Annotated in this window: 14 protein-coding genes; 13 read left to right on the top strand and 1 reads right to left on the bottom strand. The window is 53.7% G+C overall.

What is annotated here, in order from left to right; all coding sequences use genetic code 11:
• Positions 1 to 2: 2 nt before the first annotated feature.
• The 5 genes from sufD (at position 3) to AC0YOA_RS22565 (ending at position 6,357) form a co-directional block, all read left to right on the top strand.
• Complete coding sequence (gene sufD / locus AC0YOA_RS22585) at positions 3 to 1,307, top strand: Fe-S cluster assembly protein SufD (protein WP_475788528.1); 1,305 nt, start codon at positions 3 to 5, stop codon at positions 1,305 to 1,307.
• A 52-nt stretch (positions 1,308 to 1,359) separates the two neighbouring features.
• A complete protein-coding gene (sufB, locus tag AC0YOA_RS22580) occupies positions 1,360 to 2,757 on the top strand; it encodes a Fe-S cluster assembly protein SufB (protein ID WP_475788699.1) in 1,398 nt (465 codons plus the stop codon).
• Positions 2,758 to 3,060: 303 nt separating this feature from the next.
• Positions 3,061 to 3,390 (top strand): ArsR/SmtB family transcription factor, encoded by a 330-nt coding sequence (locus AC0YOA_RS22575; RefSeq protein ID WP_210047021.1) that lies wholly within the window; start codon positions 3,061 to 3,063, stop codon positions 3,388 to 3,390.
• Positions 3,387 to 3,785: an SRPBCC family protein gene (locus AC0YOA_RS22570; RefSeq protein WP_475788527.1), complete on the top strand. Its 399-nt coding sequence runs from the start codon at positions 3,387 to 3,389 to the stop codon at positions 3,783 to 3,785. Before AC0YOA_RS22575 ends, AC0YOA_RS22570 begins: the two co-directional genes overlap by 4 nt.
• A gap of 316 nt (positions 3,786 to 4,101) precedes the next feature.
• A complete protein-coding gene (locus AC0YOA_RS22565) occupies positions 4,102 to 6,357 on the top strand; it encodes an ATP-binding cassette domain-containing protein (protein ID WP_475788526.1) in 2,256 nt (751 codons plus the stop codon).
• Between the two features lie 126 nt (positions 6,358 to 6,483).
• On the opposite strand, the gene AC0YOA_RS22560 is transcribed toward AC0YOA_RS22565, so the two are convergent.
• Positions 6,484 to 7,851 carry a dicarboxylate/amino acid:cation symporter gene (locus tag AC0YOA_RS22560; protein ID WP_475788525.1) on the bottom strand — a complete coding sequence of 456 codons (1,368 nt, stop codon included), beginning with the start codon at positions 7,849 to 7,851 and terminating at the stop codon, positions 6,484 to 6,486.
• 423 nt (positions 7,852 to 8,274) lie between these two features.
• Here AC0YOA_RS22560 and AC0YOA_RS22555 point away from each other — a divergent pair, with 423 nt between their 5' ends.
• From AC0YOA_RS22555 to AC0YOA_RS22520, 8 genes are all read left to right on the top strand, one after another.
• A complete protein-coding gene (locus AC0YOA_RS22555) occupies positions 8,275 to 9,285 on the top strand; it encodes a LacI family DNA-binding transcriptional regulator (protein WP_475770768.1) in 1,011 nt (336 codons plus the stop codon).
• A 146-nt stretch (positions 9,286 to 9,431) separates the two neighbouring features.
• The gene (locus AC0YOA_RS22550; protein WP_475788524.1) at positions 9,432 to 10,910 is read left to right on the top strand and encodes an extracellular solute-binding protein; all 1,479 of its coding nucleotides are present in this window, start codon (positions 9,432 to 9,434) and stop codon (positions 10,908 to 10,910) included.
• Between the two features lie 72 nt (positions 10,911 to 10,982).
• Positions 10,983 to 14,069: an extracellular solute-binding protein gene (locus AC0YOA_RS22545; protein ID WP_475788523.1), complete on the top strand. Its 3,087-nt coding sequence runs from the start codon at positions 10,983 to 10,985 to the stop codon at positions 14,067 to 14,069.
• Positions 14,066 to 15,013, top strand: coding sequence for a carbohydrate ABC transporter permease (locus tag AC0YOA_RS22540; protein ID WP_475788522.1), 948 nt, complete (start codon positions 14,066 to 14,068; stop codon positions 15,011 to 15,013). The genes AC0YOA_RS22545 and AC0YOA_RS22540 overlap by 4 nt, the downstream gene beginning before the upstream one ends.
• Positions 15,014 to 15,061: 48 nt before the next feature.
• Positions 15,062 to 15,937 (top strand): carbohydrate ABC transporter permease, encoded by an 876-nt coding sequence (locus AC0YOA_RS22535; protein ID WP_475788521.1) that lies wholly within the window; start codon positions 15,062 to 15,064, stop codon positions 15,935 to 15,937.
• Between the two features lie 14 nt (positions 15,938 to 15,951).
• Complete coding sequence (locus AC0YOA_RS22530; protein WP_475788520.1) at positions 15,952 to 18,018, top strand: YIP1 family protein; 2,067 nt, start codon at positions 15,952 to 15,954, stop codon at positions 18,016 to 18,018.
• A complete protein-coding gene (locus tag AC0YOA_RS22525; RefSeq protein WP_475788519.1) occupies positions 18,011 to 20,326 on the top strand; it encodes a DUF5696 domain-containing protein in 2,316 nt (771 codons plus the stop codon). Before AC0YOA_RS22530 ends, AC0YOA_RS22525 begins: the two co-directional genes overlap by 8 nt.
• Positions 20,323 to 21,195 carry a carbohydrate ABC transporter permease gene (locus AC0YOA_RS22520; RefSeq protein ID WP_475788518.1) on the top strand — a complete coding sequence of 291 codons (873 nt, stop codon included), beginning with the start codon at positions 20,323 to 20,325 and terminating at the stop codon, positions 21,193 to 21,195. The genes AC0YOA_RS22525 and AC0YOA_RS22520 overlap by 4 nt, the downstream gene beginning before the upstream one ends.
• The last annotated feature ends 13 nt before the right edge of the window (positions 21,196 to 21,208 follow it).

The raw sequence follows: 21,208 nt of genomic DNA, 5'->3' as shown, positions 1-21,208 counted from the left end.
CGATGAAGACTTCCGTTGTCCTTCCTACAACTTCCAATGCAGCAGCCGAGTTATCCCGAAATCGGGGAGAGCCGTCCTGGATGACCGATCTTCGCCTTCGTGCCCTTGAATTGGCGGGCGAACTGGAACTTCCGGAACTGGAAAAGACACGAATAGACCGTTGGAGCCTGGATTCGTATGGTCTTTACCATACACCTGAGCTATTGGACAATTACAATGATTTGCCTGAAAAAGTAAAGGAACTAATAGGTGGAAATCCGAATTCGAATCCTGTCATGGTGCACCGTGATTCCGGACTCCTCTGGAAGAACCAAACCGGTACATTGGAAGAACAAGGCGTTATCTTTACAGATATGGAGACGGCTCTTCGTGAACACGAAGCTCTTGTACACACTCATTTCATGTCTGTGGTGAAAGCAGATGAAAATCGCCTTACTGCCCTGCATGCGGCATTATGGAGTGGCGGGGTATTCCTTTATGTTCCGCGAAATGTTGAGGTAACGGTGCCGCTGCAAGCGATATTCCAGTCGGAACAACCGGATGCGACCTTTGCGCCTCATATATTGATCATTGCAGAGGACAATAGCTCGGTTGTTTATGTTGATCATTATTTATCCGGCCGGAATAACAATGCCGTTCATAATGGAGTCGTCGAGGTGGTCGTCAAACCGGGCGCGCGCGTGCATGTTGCTTCCGTGCACAACTTGAGCGGAGAAACAACCGCTCTGATCTATCGCCGTGCCATGCTGGACAATGACGCCATTATGCAATGGACGATTGGGGAATTGAATGAAGGTAATACGATGTCAGATACAAGCTCCATACTGAAGGGAAATGGTTCGCGTTCCGATGCCAAGGTGATTTCAATCGGCACCGGAGCCCAGAAGCTGAATTTGACGACGCGCGCGATTCATTACGGAAGATATACGCCAAGCGACATGCTGGTGAAGGCAGTAGTCCAAGATGAGGCCACGGCGATTATTAATGGGTATACGAGGATTGAGAAAGGGGCATCCGGAGCAGATGCGGGACAAACTGAGCGGGTGCTTATGCTCAGTGATCTGGCACGCGGCGATGCGAATCCGATTTTGCTCATCGATGAGAATGACGTTTACGCTGGCCATGGGGCAAGCATTGGGAAAATAGATGCCGAACAAATTTATTATATGATGAGTCGCGGTGTAACAAGGCGTGATTCGAAACATCTGATCATCTTAGGTTTTTTGCTTTCCATTGTTCAGGAGATACCGCTCAAGCACATCGAAGAGCAACTGTACGACTGGATTGAACGGAAACTGCGCAATTGAAAGTATCCCGGGGTTTAATTAAGGCTTTATCATCTAAAGGAGTGTGCTCATGATGGCTAAAAAAATGCCTGAAATGGAAGAATACCAATACGGATTTCGAGACGAACACAAGAATATTTTTCAAAGCGGTAAAGGATTGACCGAAGAAATCGTTGAAGAAATTTCGCGTATGAAGAACGAGCCGCAATGGATGCTCGATTTTCGTTTGAAGTCGTTGAAGCAGTTTTTCAAAATGCCATTGCCCCGTTGGGGAGGGCGCTTGGATGATCTTGATTTTGACGATATTCAGTATTATGTCAAGCCTTCGGAGAACCAGGGGAAAACCTGGGAAGAGGTTCCGATTGAAATCAAGCAGACTTTTGATAAGCTGGGTATCCCTGAAGCGGAGCAGAAGTTCCTGGCTGGCGTATCCGCGCAATATGAATCCGAAGTTGTCTACCATAGCATGCAGGAGGACCTGGTGAAGCAAGGCGTAATCTTCACGGATACAGATACGGCACTGCGCGAGCATCCGGAAATTTTTAAGGAGTATTTCGGCACCATTATCCCCTATACGGACAATAAGTTCGCCGCACTGAACAGCGCGGTTTGGTCTGGAGGCAGCTTTATCTATGTGCCGAAGGGGGTTAAATGTGAAATCCCCGTTCAAGCGTATTTCCGCATAAATTCGGAAAACATGGGCCAGTTCGAACGGACTTTGATTATTGCAGACGAGGGCAGCTTTGTCCATTATGTAGAAGGCTGCACGGCACCCATTTATAGTACGAATTCGCTCCATAGTGCCGTCGTGGAAATTATTTGCAAGAAAAACTCGCGAGTCCGGTACACCACGATTCAAAACTGGGCGCCCAATATTTATAATTTGGTGACAAAGAGGGCGGTTGCGGAAGAGAATGCAAATATGGAATGGGTGGATGGCAATATTGGTTCCAAGCTGACTATGAAATACCCGGCCGTTATTCTTAAGGGCCGAGGAGCAAAAGGCTCGGTGTTATCGATAGCTGTCGCTGGACGTAATCAGCATCAGGACACCGGAGCCAAAATGATTCATCTGGCCCCGGACACAACGTCCACCATCATCTCGAAGTCGATCAGCAAGCATGGCGGTAAGGTGAACTACCGCGGTCTTGCTTCATTAGGGCGTTATTCCCAGGGCTCAAAATCAAATATTAAATGCGATACGCTGATCATGGACAATGAATCAACCTCGGACACGATTCCATACAACGAAGTCATGAATGACAACATCACATTGGAACACGAAGCGACAGTCTCCCGGGTTTCTGAGGAGCAGCTTTTCTACTTGATGAGCAGGGGCCTAACCGATGCTGAAGCTACGCAGATGATCGTGATGGGCTTTATCGAGCCGTTTACGAAGGAATTGCCTATGGAATATGCAGTTGAAATGAATCGACTGATCAAATTCGAGATGGAGGGAAGCATCGGATAATGATCATCAGATCCGCTTATATAGCGGATTTTTTTTTGCCTGACTGATCATAAAGCTTCGGCATTATCGTACTGAAGATTTTTAACAGGTAATCAAGGAGCCAAATGACATGAAATCAACAGCCGGCACACATGCAGACTGACAGTTTTCTGGAGTTTAAAAATGTTGTTGACACGACACCAAATGGTGACCTATAATCAAATAGACACCAAATAGTGTCCAATAAGAAGTTGGTCTTTTGAAATGTTTGAAATCATTATGAGGTGGAAACAATCGAGTACGCAATATTTGGGAGAGGGTGTTGTGAACGAGGACAACCAGTTGCGGGATGTGTTTGACGCGATTGCAGATCCAACCAGGCGCCGGCTGATTCGTCTGTTGGCAGAGGCAGAGGAGATACCGCTTCATGAATTAACGGCACAGTTTCAAATGGGCCGTACAGCGGTATCCAAGCATTTGACAATTCTTAAAGAGGCTGGAATGGTGCTTGACCGAAAAGTCGGCAGAGAAACGCGATTCAGGCTGAACGCCTCCCCGCTCAGAGAAATTCAAGACTGGGTGGCTTTTTACAGTAAGTTCTGGAGTACGAATATGCTGCGCTTGAACCAACTATTAGAGGAGGAAGAAGAATGAGTTTAGCATTATCCTTGGATTTTCAGTACACGACATCGATCGGGAAGGCTTGGTCCGCTTTAACCGATTCAAGCAAGCTTGCCAAGTGGATAATGGAAAATGATTTTAAGCCCGTCGTCGGACACCATTTTCAGTTTCGCACTGAGCCGTCCGAATATTGGGATGGCATTATTGACGGCGAAGTGCTTATCGTGGACGAACCAAACCGGTTGTCCTATACCTGGGCCAGTGGAGGAGAGCAGCACACGGTCACCTGGACGCTCCAGGATTTAGGAGACGGAAAAGTTAACCTTCATCTCGATCAAACCGGGTTCACAAATGAGCAAGGACTCGAAGGCGCCAGATATGGCTGGGGTAATTGGTTCGGCGGGTTTGAAAACGCGCTGGAACAATAAACGCATTCGGTTACCAATCCTAATCCTTTCCCAAGCTAAATGAATGGGGACAACAGTTGAACCCTGCTTGATCCGAATCAACATAAACCGGCTGCATGTCGTCTGCAGCCGGTTTATGTCTACTTCCGAGAGCCGAAGTGCATATGGATAAAGCTGGTATGTGATCGTCCTATTGTCCAAGCCGAGAGAAGCTATCTCATTACCTCCCTGATTAGAACAATATCAAGCAAGTTTGGACTGCCCGGCTTTCTATGCAGGATGAATGGTACAATGTGAATAATAAGTAGAAATTCACGTTATCGGAAGGATGTTAAGCATGAGCGAATCCAATCAGGAGTATATCGTAATCTCGGGTGCGAGGGAAAACAATCTCAAGAACGTATCCTTGCGCATTCCCAAGCGGAAGATTACGATCTTCACCGGGGTATCCGGATCCGGCAAGTCATCGATTGTCTTCGATACGATCGCTGCAGAATCCACGCGGTTGCTGAATGAGAACTTCAGCTTGTTCGTACGCAATTTTCTGCCCCGCTATCCGCAGCCGGATACGGACGCGATCGAGAACCTGAGCATGGCTGTTATTGTGGATCAGAAGCGGCTGGGCGGTGGCTCCCATTCCACGATGGGCACGATTACCGATATCTCCCCCATTCTCCGTCTTCTCTTCTCCCGTGTAGGTCAGCCCTATGTTGGACAAGCAAACATGTTCTCGTTCAACGATCCGCAAGGCATGTGTACCGAGTGCAATGGGATCGGCCGCAGGCTGGGCGTCGACATGAGCAAGGCGATCGACAAATCAAGGTCGTTGAATGAAGGGGCAATCATGCTGCCGGACTATGCGGTAAACGGTTGGGAATGGAACATGATCGTACAGTCGGGGTCCTACGATCTCGACAAGAAGCTGAGCGATTATTCGGAAGAGGAGCTGGATCAGCTGCTGTTTGCCAAGGCGAGGAAAGTGGAGATGGATTTCGCCGGGAAGGCAGTGAATGTTACAGTGGAAGGCATCATCGAGAAATTCACCAACAAGTACATCAAGCAGGATGTGAAGACGAAGTCCGAGCGCACGCAAAAAACTGTTGCGCCGTACATCTCCGAGGGCCCGTGCTCCAGCTGCCGCGGTGCGAGACTCAGTCAGGCTGCGCTCAGCTGCAGGATCAATGGACTCAACATTGCGGAGATGTCCTCCATGGAGGTCGGACAGCTCATCCGCGTCATTCGGGAGATTGACGATCGCGCAGCCGCGCCGGTCGCCAAATCGCTGACGGAGCGGCTGCAGCATCTGGTGGATATCGGACTGGACTACTTGACGCTTGACCGCGAGACGGATACGTTGTCCGGCGGCGAGTCGCAGCGCGTCAAGATGGTGAAGCATCTGAGCGGCAGTCTGGTGGATGTCACTTACATCTTCGATGAGCCCAGCATTGGCTTGCACCCCCGTGATGTACACCGGCTGGTCGGGCTGCTTCAGAAGCTGCGCGACAAGGGTAATACCGTGATTGTCGTCGAGCATGATCCCGATGTGATCAAGGTGGCGGATCATATCGTTGATGTCGGGCCTCACGCCGGCAGCCGCGGCGGTACCATCGTGTATGAAGGAAGCTTCCAAGGCTTGCTTGAAGCGGGTTCGCTTACAGGCACCCATATGAATCGGCAGCTCCGCCTGAAGGAAGATTGCAGGCAGCCGTCCGGCAAGCTGTCCATCAAGAATGCCACGCTGCACAACCTGCGAAACGTAAGTGCAGATATTCCCGCCGGAGTGCTGACAGTCGTTACAGGCGTCGCCGGCTCGGGCAAGAGTACGCTGATTAGCGACGTATTCCTCAGTCAGCATCCGGATGCAATCGTTATCGACCAATCGGCGGTAGGGGTATCAACACGTTCGAATCCCGCGACCTACACGGGCATTATGGATGATGTGCGCAAGGCGTTTGCTTCCGCGAACAAGGTGGGCCAAGGCTTGTTCAGCTTCAACTCCAAGGGGGCTTGCGAGAACTGCCAAGGGCTGGGTGTTGTGTATACAGATCTTGCATTCCTCGACAGCGTGAAGCTGCCATGCGAAGTATGCGGAGGCAGACGCTTCAAGGAAGAGGTGCTCGCGTACAAGCTGAACGGCAGGTCAATTGCAGAAGTGCTGGAGATGACTGTGGAGCAGGCATTGGATTTTTTTCAGCTAAAGGAGGTTGTGCGCAAGCTCCAGGCGATGAGTGATGTAGGGCTGAACTACATTACACTCGGCCAGCCGCTCAGCACGCTCTCGGGCGGGGAATGCCAGCGCATTAAGCTGGCAAGCGAGCTTCATAAGAAGGGCAGCATCTACGTGATGGACGAGCCGACGACCGGTCTGCATATGTCGGATATCGGTCACCTTCTGGAGATCATGAACCGCCTCGTGGACGCCGGCAATACGGTGATCGTCATCGAGCACAACCTCGATGTAATCAGCCAGGCGGATTGGATCATCGATATGGGACCGGACGGAGGCAGCAAGGGCGGCCAGGTGGTGTTCGAGGGTACACCTCCGCAGATCATCCATGCGGAGCAGTCGATCACGGGAAGATACTTGATGTAATCGGGTCAAGGGATACGTTCAATGAGAATTCATAGGTGTCAAGCCAGATAAAAAGGTACATTCCCTCCAGTTTCTATGGAGAGAATATACCTTTTTTCTGTAGAATCAGGGTTAGCCGCGCAAATCTTAAACCGCATTCAGAGCAATATCTTCGTCTTCGTCACGGTTAAATGCTTCGCGGTCGAACTCGCCTTCAGAGGTTGCCACGAGCAGGGAGGTAACCGTCGTCCCGGTCGCGTTAACGGCTGTGCGGCCCATGTCGATGAGTGCTTCCACGCCTGCGACGATCGCGATTCCTTCAAGAGGCAGGCCAAGTGCCGTGAGCACAACGGTCGTGGAAATAACGGCCGGACCGGGGACGCCGGCAACTCCGATCGAAGAGATAATGCTGACCAGCACGAGAATGATATAGTCGGTCGCCGTCAAATCAATGCCGAATACTTGAGCGGTGAATACCGCAACGATAGCTGGCCACACGCCGCCGCAGCCGTTGAAGTTGACCGATGCTCCCAGCGGAGCAACGAAGCTGGCGATGCGCGGGGAGACATGAAGCCGCTTTGTAATGACTTCCAGATTGACCGGAAGCGTTGCATAGCTGCTGCGGGTGGTGAAAGCGACAGCGATGGTCGGGTAAATTTTGCGGAAAAATTTAAAAGGATTCACTTTGGCGACAAACAGCACGAGACCGCCGAATACAAGCACGAAATGGATGATTAGAGCGACATAAGAGCTGACGATAACGCTGCCGAGCTCCTGCAGGGTGTCCCATCCGTAACGCGCCGCAACTCCCGCTATTAGGGCGAATACGCCATACGGAGTCAAGCGAATGACAAATTTGACGACCTGGTGCAGCACCTGCGTCAACGATGAAATCAGATCCCGGACTGGTTTTACGGCCTCCGCGTTTTTGGAACCGACTTTAATGATTGCAACAGCGAGGAAAATCGCAAAGATCAGAATCGGGACAACTTTGCCTTCCGCAGCCTCGTTGAACGGATTAGACGGTATAAGCTGCAGAATAACTTCCGAGAAGGTCGGAATCTCGCGGGCGGCAAAATCTGCCGGTACAGTCTGCTCAATACCGGCTCCCGGATTAAACAGCAGGGCAACCAACAGGCCGATTACCGAAGCGATACCGGTTGTTCCGAGAAACCAGGCGAACGTCTTGAAGCCGATTTTACGCAAATAGTCCAGACTGGTCAGCGACGCGATACTGTTGAGTACTAGGACGAATACAAGTGGAATAACGAGCATGCGAATTAAGCTGACATAGATGCTGCCGAACGTGCTGATCCCTTTGATTTCAAAGTTTTCCAGGTTTTGAAAAAGAATGCCTACAAGCAACCCGAGCCCGAGTCCGACCAGCACCCGTGTGCCGAAGCTTACCCGTCTTCGCGCCAGGAAGAACAGAAAACCGAATACAATAAGGGATATAACGAAGCTGTACCCGTTTGTTTCGATGGCAGAGAGCAAGTTATTTTCAACGTTGTTCATCTTTAAACCCTCCTAAACCCAGTGATATTATATGAATTAAGATTTGCAAATTCAATGTACAAAGTTCCAATCAGAAAGTCAAATGTTTTTTTATTTTACTGACATATGTTGTGGAAAAGTACTAAAAATTAATTCTGCTAAAATTACTGGGTAAGATCCTATTAGCGTAGAGGTATCAAATAATATCAAGACAATTTCCAGCTCTGACATTTCAGGATTAGCCTGCATGAAAATATCATGTTCTTTGGGCTGGGAGTTAATCGAATCGTTTCGAAGAAAATGGATCAGATAATTTAAATCGCAATATTTTGAAGAAAATTAAGCCAAAAACGGTATTGAAATCGCTTTATTATTCGGTTATAGTAAAAAAGTGATTCGAAACGATTCGATGAAAGATAAAATACTTTCGAAAGGGGGGTGTAAATGGCCACCATCAAGGATGTTGCGAAGCAAGCGGGAGTCGCCGTTTCGACGGTTTCGTACGTATTGAATAACGACTCTCGGGTCAGCGAACAAACCAGACTGAAAGTGCTGTCCGTTGTCGATGCGCTCAACTATCGGCCGAACGCGACGGCACGGAATTTGAAGCGCAGAAAGACCGAGACGATCGCATTGTTCGTGACCGGTTTCGGCGGACCGTTCTTCAGTTCGGTTATTGAAGGGCTTCAAGAAGTCGTCGAGTCCAACGGATATGATCTCATCGCTTGCAGCACGGGGATTGACCGGAATTCGTCCAGCCGCTTCCTCCAGGAAAAGCTTTTTGACGCTGCGGTCATCTTCGGTCCTACGATTCCGGATGAGCTGCTCGTGCAAATAGCATCCAAGTCCTTTCCGATCGCAGTTATGGACCGGGAACTTAAGGCGGATCACGTGCATCAGGTTTTGATCAATAACGTTCAAGGCGCATACAACGCAACCATGCATTTGGCCGCTCAAGGCTACCGGAATATCGGATATTTAAGCGGCGGCGTCAGTTCTTACAATAACCAAAAGCGATTCGAAGGGTATAAGAGCGCGCTTGCGGACGCGGGGCTTTCTTTTCAGGTCTCCTACACGGCCCAGGGGCATTTCACTGAACAGGGCGGGTATCAGGCTGCCAAGGCGTTGATCATGAGCGGCAAAGTTCCTGAGGCGATTTTTTCGGCGAACGATGAGATGGCGATCGGCTGCATCCAGGCGTTGACGGAAGCCGGCTACCGCGTACCCGAGGATGTAGCTATCGTGGGATTTGACGATATTCAACTGTCCTCCTATGTTCGTCCGGCTCTGACGACGATCAAGCATCCGATGCGCGAGTGGGGTTCGCTCGTGACGCATACGATATTCCAAGCGCTTCATGACGGCATGGAAGAATCCAAGAAGATCATGCTGGATACTGAACTGGTCGTTAGGGAATCTTGCGGAATGCAACTGAAAAATACGATATCCACTTGATACTATCGTCATAGGCGCCAGCTTCGGCGGCGCGCTATTACCGGATTTGGATGCGCTTACATATGCAACCCGGACTCCGTTCCGGGAAGCCATACCATTAAAGCGAGGCTGTAGAGGCACTCGTTATTATGTAGGAGGAAAAGTCGATGAGAAAAACGGTTGGCGCAATCCTGATTTCAATCATGCTCGTTAGTCTGCTTGCCGGCTGCGGCAGCAATAATGCGAACAATGGCGGGAGTAATGCCGCGAATGGCGGAGTCAATGCCGCGGACGGCGGAACCAACGCAACGAATGGCGGCAGCAATGCCGCAAATGGCGGAACCAATGCCGCAGACGCGGGGACGCAGACCAATACCGGCGAGGCAGCCAATGCGGGCGATTCTTCCTCGAACGAGGTCGTAACGCTCAAGTTTGCGACTTGGAGCGATCCCGTGATGGAGCAGAAGAAGATTGACGCTTTTATGAAATCCCATCCGAACATCAAAATCGAAATCGACAAATCCGTTACCTGGCCGTGGGACGAGAAGCTTGGCGCAGCGGCCGCAGCGGGCAAGCTTCCGGACGTTTTCTTCGTATTTAACGGGCCGGCGAATGTGGCCAACGGCTGGCTTGGCGACTTGAACCCCTATTTGGAGACCGATCCCGATTACAGTCCGGATAAGATTTTCAGCAATCTGAGCGAAACGGGCCAGTATAACGGCAAGCAGTATATGCTGCCGCATCAAATGTTCATGACTGGCGTTCTGATCAATGTGGATCTCTTCAATAAGGAGAACATTCCGCTGCCGAAGAAGAATTGGACGACGAATGAATTTGAGGACATCGCGAAGAAGCTGACGAAAGTAAGCGACCACCAATTCGGCGTGGAAAACATCGTCGGCGCCCGCGAGTCATTCGTCCCGCAGTTCGATCCGTCTCTCGGCTGGCTCACCTATGACGGCACGAAGTTCAACTTCGACAATCCTGCGTTTTCCGACACGATCCACTGGATCAACAACATCGTATACAATGACAAAACCTCGGTGGATCTGTACGAGCGCATAGAGCAGGACAAATGGTACGGCAAGGACAAGAGCGGTTTCGTGGCCGGCAAAGTGGGCATGAAAATCGACGCGAATTGGGCTTTTGCCGACTTGGCCAAAAACGCGAAGTTCAAATGGGACTTCATGCCGCTGCCGGCCGACCAGGGCCAGCGCGTTCCAATCATCACGGACTATATCGGCATGGCGGCGAATACCAAGCATCCGAAAGAAGCCTATGAATTCATTAAATGGCTGACCTTCTCCAAGGATGGCTGGCTGCAGCGCATCAATGAGATCGAAAAACCGATCTCGACAATGCCGCTGGTCAGCGACCGCGACGTTTGGGACGCCTACCTGAAAACGACGTTCACGGCACCGGGAATCAAAGACGTTATCTCGATGATCGGCGACGGCTTCGTCGACGGCTTCAAATGGCTGCCGGGCGATGCGGAAATCATCGATAAAGTGCTCAATCCTTACGATACGAAAAAGGACCTCGTTACGCTAAAAGTGAAGCCGGAAGATGTTGCAAAAGATATTCAGCAAAAAGCGATGGATATTTTCGACAAAAACAAAACGCAAATCGACGCGGCAACCAAGTAACCGCTTAAGCTGGCTCCTTTTCTTCGCATGGAAGGGAAGGAGCCTATCATTTGGCAGTAAAGGAGCAAGGACATGATGAGAAGGCTTGTAGCCGTCATTTTGACCGTGGCGATGCTATTGGGCGTCGTCTGTCTGTCCGAAGCGCCGGCGACCGTATCCAAGGCTTACGCGGAAGACGGGGGCAGCGGCAATACGGATACTGACAACTCGGATGTGCTGGATGCGCTTTTCGGCAGCCCGGATAAAAACGATTCCGAAACCAAGCCCGACAGCGAGCATGGCGCGGGGCAAAAGCAGGAAGAAGGCGTCAAGGAGGTCGTAGGGGATGATTACTTCGACGTCCTGCAGCAATGGAAGAAGGATGGCATTCATGCGATACCCGGATTCCAAACGGCGGTTGCGCCGTCGGCGTTCACCGTCGACGGACGCGAGGCGCAGCTGACGACAGCGGCGGACAGCAGCGATTACGGCTCGCCGGTCTTCCGGTGGGACGAGAAGACGTCCGCGATTTCTTTCCATGTCCGGATTCCGCAAGACGGACTCTATCAAGTGAAGCTGGATTACTATCCGCTTACGGATAAAGTCATCGCCATACAGCGCGGCATTCAAATCGGCGGCAAGTACCCGTATTTTCAAGCGCGCCAATTCGAGCTTCCGAAGTATTGGAAGAACAGCCGCTATCCGTTCGCGCAAGATTTGCTCGGCAATGACGTGCTGCCCGACCAGGAGATGCTGCCGGGCTGGCGTACCCAGTACGTGGAAGCCCCGGCATCCGCGGACGACCTTCCGCTGTTGTTTCATTTTGAGGCGGGCGACAACGTTGTGACGCTTCCGTTCGTCAGCGAGCCGGTTTTACTCGGCAATGTCGTCATCGCAAGCCCGGCGGAGCTGCCAAATTACGCCGATTATCATCGCTCATGGGGTTCCGACTCCCCATCCTACATAGCTGCTGTAGAAGCGGAAGACATCGTCATGAAAAACGAGCCGTTCGTACGCGCTCAAGCAGACGGCAATCCCTCCGCGGTTCCGTTCAGCAGCAAAATGCTTCGTCTCAATGCGCTCGGCGGCGACTCGTGGCAGGTCAGCGGGCAGAGCGTAACCTGGAAGTTCCAGGTGCCGCAGGAGGGCAATTACCGCATCGCCTTCAAATACAAGCAGGGGCCGATTACAAGCGACACGGGAACCGACATGCCGGTGTTTCGTTCGATGCGCATAGATGATGACCTTCCGTTTCAGGAAGCGCTGGAAGTAGCGTTTCCCTATGTCTCCGACTGGACCAACCGCGACGCGTCGGACAAGCGGGAGCAGCCGTATCTCTTTCATTTGACGGCAGGCGAGCACACCTTGTCGCTCACTGCCAACGATACGCCGTACCGCGAGACGATCCGCGCGATTCAGGATGCGATGAAAGGCGTCAACGACTTCATCATCGAGCTGAAGATGGCTACGGGCAACACCCAGGACACGAATCGGGACTGGGATTTGACGGATCAGATTCCGGATGCGGCATCGCGGCTTACGCAATATGCCGAAATGCTGGAGAAGCGCAACGCCGGGCTGATGGCCGCCATCGGCAAAACGACGGACGCGTCCAAGTCGCTCGTCATTTCGGCACGGATCCTGCGTGCGCTCGCGGCGAACCCGAACGCGATTCCCTACAAGACCGACCAGCTGACAGGCGGCTCCAATTCCGTCATGCAGCTCCTGGGGAAAACGCTGGCGAAGCTGCCCAATCAACCGCTGATGCTTGACCGGTTCTATGTCTATGCGGACAAGGACTTACCGCACGCAACAGCAAGTTTCTTCAGCCGGATGAATTCGTATCTCTCGGTCTTCTTCGGATCCTTCACCAAGGACTACGGTAAAATCAACGACAACGGGGACGCTGCGCTGCAAATTTGGGTCAATCGTCCGCGCCAATACGTAATGGCGATGCAGCAGCTGGCGAACGAGGAGTTCACGAAGAAGACGGGCATCAAAGTCTCGTTCTCCCTGATGCCCGACGAGACCAAGCTCGTTCTCGCCAATGCCGCGGGCAATTCGCCGGATGCCGCGCTGTCGATCAACACAACGACGCCGTTCAACCTGGCGGTACGCGGGACGCTGACCGATTTGAAGCAATTTCCGGACTACGATCAGGTCATGAAGCGGTTCGCTCCGGGGACGATGCTCCCCTACCAATTCAACGGCGGCACGTACGCGCTGCCGGAAACCCAGGATTTCTGGGTGCTGTACTATCGCAAGGATATTATGGACGCTCTTCATCTGCCGATCCCTGATACGATGGAGGATGTGAAGAAGCTGCTGCCGGAATTGCAGCGGCACGGACTGAACTTCTATGATCCGCTGGCGCAAACGGGCGGCAACAAGCAAATTTGGCTGACGTCTCCGTTTATTTATCAGCATGGCGGGGAGCTGTTTACGAAGGACGGCGCCAAGACGGCGATCGACAGCGAGCAGGCAATCGCGGGGATCAAGGAAATGACGGATCTGTTCACGGTGTACAACCTGCCGCTCAACGTGCCGAATTTCTATAATCACTTCCGCGACGGCAGCCTGCCGATCGGGATCTCGAATTTCACGACCTACATCCAGCTGATGTCGGCAGCGCCCGAAATCAGCGGTCTCTGGAAAATCGCGCCGATGCCCGGCGTGGCCGGCAAAGACGGTACGGTCGAGCGCTGGGCAGCGGGAACGGCGCAGACGTCGATTATTTTTAGAAACAGCAAACGGCAGCAGGATGCGTGGGAATTGCTTCAATGGTGGACCTCCACCGACACGCAGGTGAAATTCGGCAACCGGATGCAGACGATTTACGGCCCGACCTTCATGTGGAATACGGCGAATCTGGATGCCTTCCAGCAGATGGCGTGGCCTTCCTCGGACATCAAGGTCGTGCAGGAGCAGTGGAAATGGCTCAAGGATACACCGCATATTCCGGGGGATTACATGCTGGAGCGGCAGCTCAGCGATGCATGGAACAAAATCGTGTTCGACGGTGTCAATCCGCGGCGCGCGATCGAGGACGCGACGATATTGACCAACCGCGAGCTTGCGAAAAAACTGGAGGAGTTCGGTTTTATGAAGAACGGCGCCTGGGTTAAACCGCTCAAGGTACCGGCGCTCCCCGGCGCGGAAAGGCAGGGCAATGACAAATGAGTGAAATGACCGTCCTGAAGACAGAAGCACGGCCAGCCGTGAAAAGGAAAATGAAGCATTCGCTGCGGGAAGAGTTGTCGGCTTATCTGTTCCTGAGTCCGTTCCTGATCCTGTTCTCGCTCTTTATCATCATTCCGGTCGGTGCGGCGATTGCGTTATCGTTCACCTACTTTAACACGGTGCAGCGTCCGGCATTCATCGGATTGCAGAATTACGTGAATCTGTTGACACAGGACAGCGAGTTCATGATGTACGTCCTGCCGAATACGATCAAGTTCGCCCTGCTCGTAGGTCCTGGCGGCTATATCCTGTCCTTCTTCCTGGCATGGCTGCTTTCCCAAATCTCGCGGAAGCCGCGGACCGTGCTGGCGCTGGTGCTCTACTCGCCGTCGATGACGGCCGGCGTGGCGATGACGGTCATCTGGCTGACGTTATTCAGCGGCGACAGCGCCGGCTATCTGAATTCGGTTCTGCTCAAGCTGAATCTGATTCAACAACCGATCCAATGGACGCAGTCGCCGCACTATCTCATGCCGATCATGGTGATCGTCACACTGTGGAACAGCATGGGCGTCGGATTTCTCGCGATGCTGGCAGGCATTCTGAATATCAACAAGGAAATGTACGAGGCAGGCTACATCGACGGAATCCGCAACCGGCTGCAGGAGATTTGGTATATTACAATCCCTTCCATGAAACCGCAAATGCTGTTCGGAGCGGTCATGGCGGTCGTTGGCACGTTCCAGGCAGGAGAGATCGGCGTGCAGCTGTCGGGCACGAACCCGACGCCCCAATATTCGGGGCAGCTGCTGATCAACCATATCGCGGATTACGGCTTTATCCGGTATGACATGGGGTACGCTTCAGCCGTCTCGGTCGTCCTTCTGCTGATCATATACGGATTCTCGAAGCTCGCTTGGCGTTTGTTCGGCGAGAAAGATTAGGGGCGCACATGAACGCCTGTTTACAAAAACGAGTAAGAAGGTGGTCTGGTGGCTTCATTTCACGGCAATAAAATCAATCCGAGCCGAATCGGCTTCGGACAGCTGAAATTTTATCTGTTTCTCGTTCCGCTCGGCTTCATCATGGTCCTGCCGATTGTCTTCATGTTCTCGCAAGCGCTGAAGCCGCTGGACGAGCTGTTCCTGTTCCCGCCGACGTTCCTCGTACACAAGCCGACCTTCGAGAATCTGCTCTCGCTGCTCAGCTTGAAGGACATGAGCGTCATTCCGGTGACCAAGTACTTATTCAACAGCGTCGTCGTTTCGGCGGTCGTGGTGATCTTATCGCTGCTGACCAGCGCGATGGCGGGGTATGCGCTGTCGAAGAAGAAATTCAGGATGCGCAAGGTCATCTTCGAAATCAATACGATCGCGCTCATGTTCGTGCCGGCGGCGGTGACGATCCCCCGCTACCTGATCATCGAGAAGCTCGGCCTGATCAATACATACTGGGGCCATATGCTGCCGCTAATGGCGCTCCCGGTCGGCGTGTTTCTGGTCAAGCAGTTCGTGGACCAGATTCCGAACGAGCTTCTGGAAGCGGCGGAGATAGACGGGGCGAAGGACCGCTATATTTTCGCGAGAATCGTCATGCCCCTCATCTCGCCCGCCATGGCGACCGTGGCGATTCTGGCGTTCCAAACGGTGTGGAACAACGCGGAGACGTCCAGCCTGTACATGAGCAAAGAGACGCTCAAGACGTTCGCGTTCTATATGACGACGCTCAGCACGACGGTCGGCAACAACGTGGCCGGCCAAGGGGTGGCTGCAGCTGCCGCGCTTATAATGTTCATTCCCAATTTGATCATCTTTATCTTCATGCAAAGCAAGGTCATGGATACGATGGCGCACTCGGGTCTGAAGTAAAGGAGGGGACGCACATGGTGAAATGGAAATCCGTTATTTACGCAATCGTCATCCTCTCCTTGCTGCTCGCCGCTGCGCCCGGCGTCGCCAGCGCCCGGTACGATGCCTTCACGTTCAAGCAGAACGGGCAGCCAAGATTGACGCAAACCGCTTATGTGCCGATGGGCGCCATAGACGGTTACAGCATGTTCGGCGCGGAAGCGGCGGAGCGGGAAGGCGAGCTGACGGTATCGCTCGATCAGCCGCAGGATTTATTCATCGATGCGCGCAATCATATTTTCATCGCGGATACCGGCAACAGCCGCGTGCTGGAGCTGGACGAACGCGGAAGTCTGATCCGCATCATCGGAGCAGGCGATCTGGATGAGCCGACGGGCATCTACGTCGACGGCGCCGGCAAGCTGTATGTGGCCGACCACGGCGCGGAGCAGGTCTTTGTTTATGACAAGAGCGGCAAGAAAACCAAGGCGATCGGCCAGCCGGAATCGCTGCTGTTCGGGAAGAGCAACGCCTTCAAGCCGAGAAAAATCACCGTCGACCTGCGGGGTAATCTGTACATTGTCGGCGAGGGTCTCGTGCAAGGGCTTGCCCAGATGAGCGCGGACGGCAGCTTCCTGGGCTATTTCGGGGCGAATCGGGTGGGCTTCAGCCTCGAGCGCTCGCTTCAGAAAACGTTCTTCACGCGGAAGCAGCTGAGCCAGCTGTCGCAGAAGCTTCCTCCCTCGCCGAGCAACGTGGCCATCGGCGAGGACGGACTCGTCTTCACCGCGACGGTCGGGCTTGACGGCGGCAGCATTAAGAAGCTGAATGTGGCCGGCGATAATTTGCTTCGTTCGTCTTCTTATATGAGCGGGAATATCGCGGACGTGACGATCGACCGGATGGGCAATATTTACGCCGCGGACTCCGTGGAAGGCTTCATCTATGTCTACGACAAGGACGGCAGCCTGCTCTTCGGCTTCGGCGGCATGGATGCGGGCTACCAGAGCCTCGGGTATTTTACGTCCCCTTCGGGCATCGCAGTCAATAGCAGCGGCTTGCTGTACGTACTGGACAAGGAGCGCGGCAACATTCAGATTTTCAAGCCTACGCCATTCGCGACGCTCGTAGGCAAGGCGGTGTCGCTGTATTTGGACGGCAAATACGTCGAAAGCCTGGAGCCGTGGCGCGAGGTGCTGCGTCTGGACAGCCTGTTCGATTTGGCCCATCTGGGCATCGGGCTCGCCTATTACAAGCAAGGGCTTTTCGACCAGGCATTCGATGAGCTGAAATTCGCCAAGAACGCGGGGGAATACTCCAACACGTATTGGGAATTGCGGCGGGAATGGCTGATGAAGCATGTTTCGAAGGTGCTCCTTATTCTGGCCGGGCTGGTCGCCGCTTGGATGGTATTGAAGCGGCTCCACCGCAAATTTGGTCTCGGCGCGCCCGTCGTGGATGCGGTGCGAAGACTGGGACGGGTTCGGATCGTCAGTCAGCTGCTTCACGTATTCCGCATGCTGCGGCATCCGATCGACGGCTTCGAGGAATTGACGAACGGGAAGGCATCCGTCCTGTCGGCGGCTATCCTGCTCGTGCTGCTCGCGGCGGTCCGGCTGTTCGAGGTATTCCAGACGAGCTTTATCTTCGGCGGCGCCGATCCGCTGCAGGTGAGCATCGCATCCGAGCTGCTGAAGGTGTTCGTGCCGCTGCTTGCATGGATTGTATGCAATTATATGGTCAGCGTCATCAACGACGGCGAAGGGAAGTTCAAGGATGTTTTCAAAGGCTCGGTGTATGCGCTCAGTCCCTATCTGTTGTTCGGCGTACCCCTGGCCATCCTGTCCAAAGGACTGACCCTGATGGAATCGGTCGTGTACGACTACTCCCGCATGATTATTCTGGCTTGGTGCGTATTATTGTTCATCATCATGGTGAAGGAAATCCATGGCTACGAGTTCAGGGAATCGTTCAGGAACATTGCGATCACCCTGTCCGGCATGGTCATTATGGCGGTTATCGCCTTCATTTTCTTTGGATTATCCAGTCAGCTGTGGGATTTCGTGCGGAGCATAGCAGAAGAGGTGAAATACCGTGGCTAAACGAAAGCAGGCCGTTCGATTCGGCCTTAGCCTGGCGGCAGCCGTGCTCGCGGGCTCCATCGCGCATGTTTTTGGCGAGACAGCGGAGCCCGTGAATATCGTCTTGGACAGCACGCTGAACCGGCAGGAGGAGCAGGCCTTTTACAAGTCCAACCGCTTTACGATGCCCGAGCCTGCGCAGACCGGCGTAACGCCGCTTCCTGTCGGTCAAGGGTACGAGCGCATCGGGGATAACGGCAGTCTCGAGCTGTACATGAATAGGAGCACTTACGCCATCGAGGTCAAGAATAAGGAGACCGGTTATGTGTGGTCCTCCGTGCCCGACCCGCAGACGATGCAGCAGGAAGAGCTGAACGAGGATTGGATCAATGCCATGCAGTCGCCGTTCATGCTGGATTATTTCCAGGCGGACGACGCGACGGTCGCGACGAGCAACTTCCGCTCCCAGCAAGGCAAGGCGGTATCGGCCAAACCGATCGAGGACGGCATGGAAGTAACCTACGAGCTTCCCGATCTGGGGATCAGGCTGACGGTGCGGACGGCGCTGGACGAGACCGGCCTCGTCGTCACGCTGCCGAACGATTCCATCGTAGAGGAGGGCAGCGGTCGTCTGGCTACCATCCAGCTTTATCCGTTCCTCGGCGCCGTGCGCCAAGCGGATGTGCCGGGTTATCTGTTCATCCCCGACGGCAGCGGGGCGCTGATTCGTTTCCGCGATCAGCAGTCGCGCTTCGACGAGCCGTATGTCGGGGAAATTTACGGCAGCGACGTGACCACGACAGGCTTCGACGCGTCTAACGCCGTTTCGTATCCCGTATTCGGCATCGTACACGGCGCAGGCCAAAATGCGTTGATGGGCGTCGTCGAGCAGGGGAAAGCCAATGCGGAAATCGTGGCTTATCCGAGCGGCGTCAATACGAATTATTACTGGGTATCGACGCGCTTCAAGGTGAGATCCGCGTATTTTCAACCAACCAGCCAGTCGATGGGCGGAATCAATACGTTCACGAAAGCAAAGACCGAAGGCGATAAGGCAACGCGGTATCTCTTCTTGAATGGCGGCCAGGCGGATTATATCGGCATGGCCGGGGCGTACCGCGCCTATTTGCAGCGCAGCGGCATGCTGCCGATGAAGCCGGAGGAAACTGGCGAAGCCAGTGACATTCCCGTAGAGATCGATTTCCTTGGCGGCGATATCGAGCCTGGTCTCCTCGGCAAGCATGTGCTGAAGCTGACTTCCTTCGAAGAAGCCCAAGGCATTTTGGAAGAATTGCACAAGCAGGGCGTCACCCGGGTGACGGCCGTGCTCAAGGGATGGAATGCCGGGGGCTTGAACGGCGCCCGTCCCGCCAAGCCGTCGTTTGCCGGGGAGCTTGGCGGCCGCTCCGGTTTCGAGGCGCTGCGCGATTACGCGAAGGAGCAGGGGATCACGCTCAGCCTGGAAACCGATTACACCGATTTGCTCAAAGGCAGTCCACGGACCAACGTCCGTTCGGATGCCGCCCGGATGATTACCGACCGGCTGCTGGAATATCCGTTCGTAAGCAAATTCGTGAGCAGCCTGTACAAGGATTTGAACGGCTATTTCCTTCGTCCGCAGTCCGCGCTCCGCTTGGCGAAGGACGACTTCGGCGCCTTCCGCGGGGACGGGCTGACGAACCTGACGCTGAACGGCACCGGTTATATGCTGTTCTCGGACTATAGCGGCAAGGAGGCGGTTACCCGCACCGATGCGATGCAAATGTACGGCAACCTGCTGGAGGAAGCGAATAAGCAATCGCTGAACCTGGCGGTGAACCAGCCCAACGACTACATGCTGAAAGGGACGGCCTCGTACTTGGGCATAGCGATGGAATCGTCGCAGTTCATGTACACGACGGACACGGTTCCCTTTATCCAAATGACGCTTCATGGCGTCATGGATTATTATGCGAAGGATTCCAACCATCAAGCCGATCCGTCGGAGGACGTGCTCCGCATGATCGAATACGGCGCTTACCCGTCCTTCGTCATTACGAAGGAGCCGTCCTGGAAGCTGCAAAATACGCCGTCGAGCGACCAGTTCTCCACCGCCTACGCGGATTGGGCGCCGGAGATCAAACGCCAGTACGAGATGGCGAACGAGGCGCTGAAGCCGGTGCGGCACGCGTTCATGACGGGGCGCGAGGTGCTCGATTACGGGGTGGTCAAGGTAAGCTACTCCAACGGCGCCGCGATATGGGTGAACTATACCGGCCAGGATTACCGCAGCGGATCAGTTGACGTGAAAGCGCGCGATTTTGCCGTGACGGGAGGCGACCGGTCATGAAGAAGATGAAGATGCCCAAGGCAAGACGCGAGGCGCTGATCGGGTATACGCTCGTGCTGCCGTGGATCGTCGGCTTCCTGCTCTTTATGGCGTATCCGCTCTATTTCTCGCTCTTCATGAGCTTTCACAAGGTGGCGGTAACGCCGGAGGGTATCAAGACGCAGTATTTGGGCTGGGGCAATTATAAGGAAGCGTTCCTGACGGACCCGGAATTCATTCAACAGCTGCTGCTGTTCGTCAAGTCGACCGTGCTGATGATTCCGATCGTCATCGTGTTTTCCCTGTTCGTCGCGCTGCTGATCAATCAGCCGATCCGGGGACGGCAGCTGTTCCGCGCGATTTTCTTCCTTCCGGTCGTGATCACGAGCGGCGAAGTGGTGCAGGAGCTGTTCTCGCAGGGCGCGGCGACGATTCCTTTGATGGATCAATCCGGCGTCATCGATTATTTGCAGAACTCGCTTCCCCATGCATGGGGGAGCCCGCTGATCGACGTCATCAACAAGTTCATTCTGATCCTGTGGTACTCAGGCGTCCAAATTCTTATCTTCCTGGCGGCGCTCCAGAAGGTGAACCCGCAGGTCTACGAGGCGGCCGCCATCGACGGCGCCTCGCCGTGGGTAAGCTTCTGGAAGGTGACGCTGCCGGAGGTCAAGCCGTTCATTCTGGTCAATCTCATTTACACGACGGTGGATTTGTTCACGAATACGTTCGGTGACGTGATCAAGCTCATTCAAGACAAAATGTTTCAAGTCAACACGGGCTTTGGCTATTCGAGCGCGATGGCCTGGATTTTCTTCGCGGTCATCCTTGCCGTGCTGCTGATCATCGCCTGGTTTTTCCGGAACCGCGACAACGCGGACAGTAGATAGGAGGAAGACAGAT

This window comes from Paenibacillus sp. JT22N12, from assembly GCF_056269365.1.
Note: the sequence above shows the minus strand (reverse complement) of the source record. Positions and strands in the feature narration are given on the sequence as shown.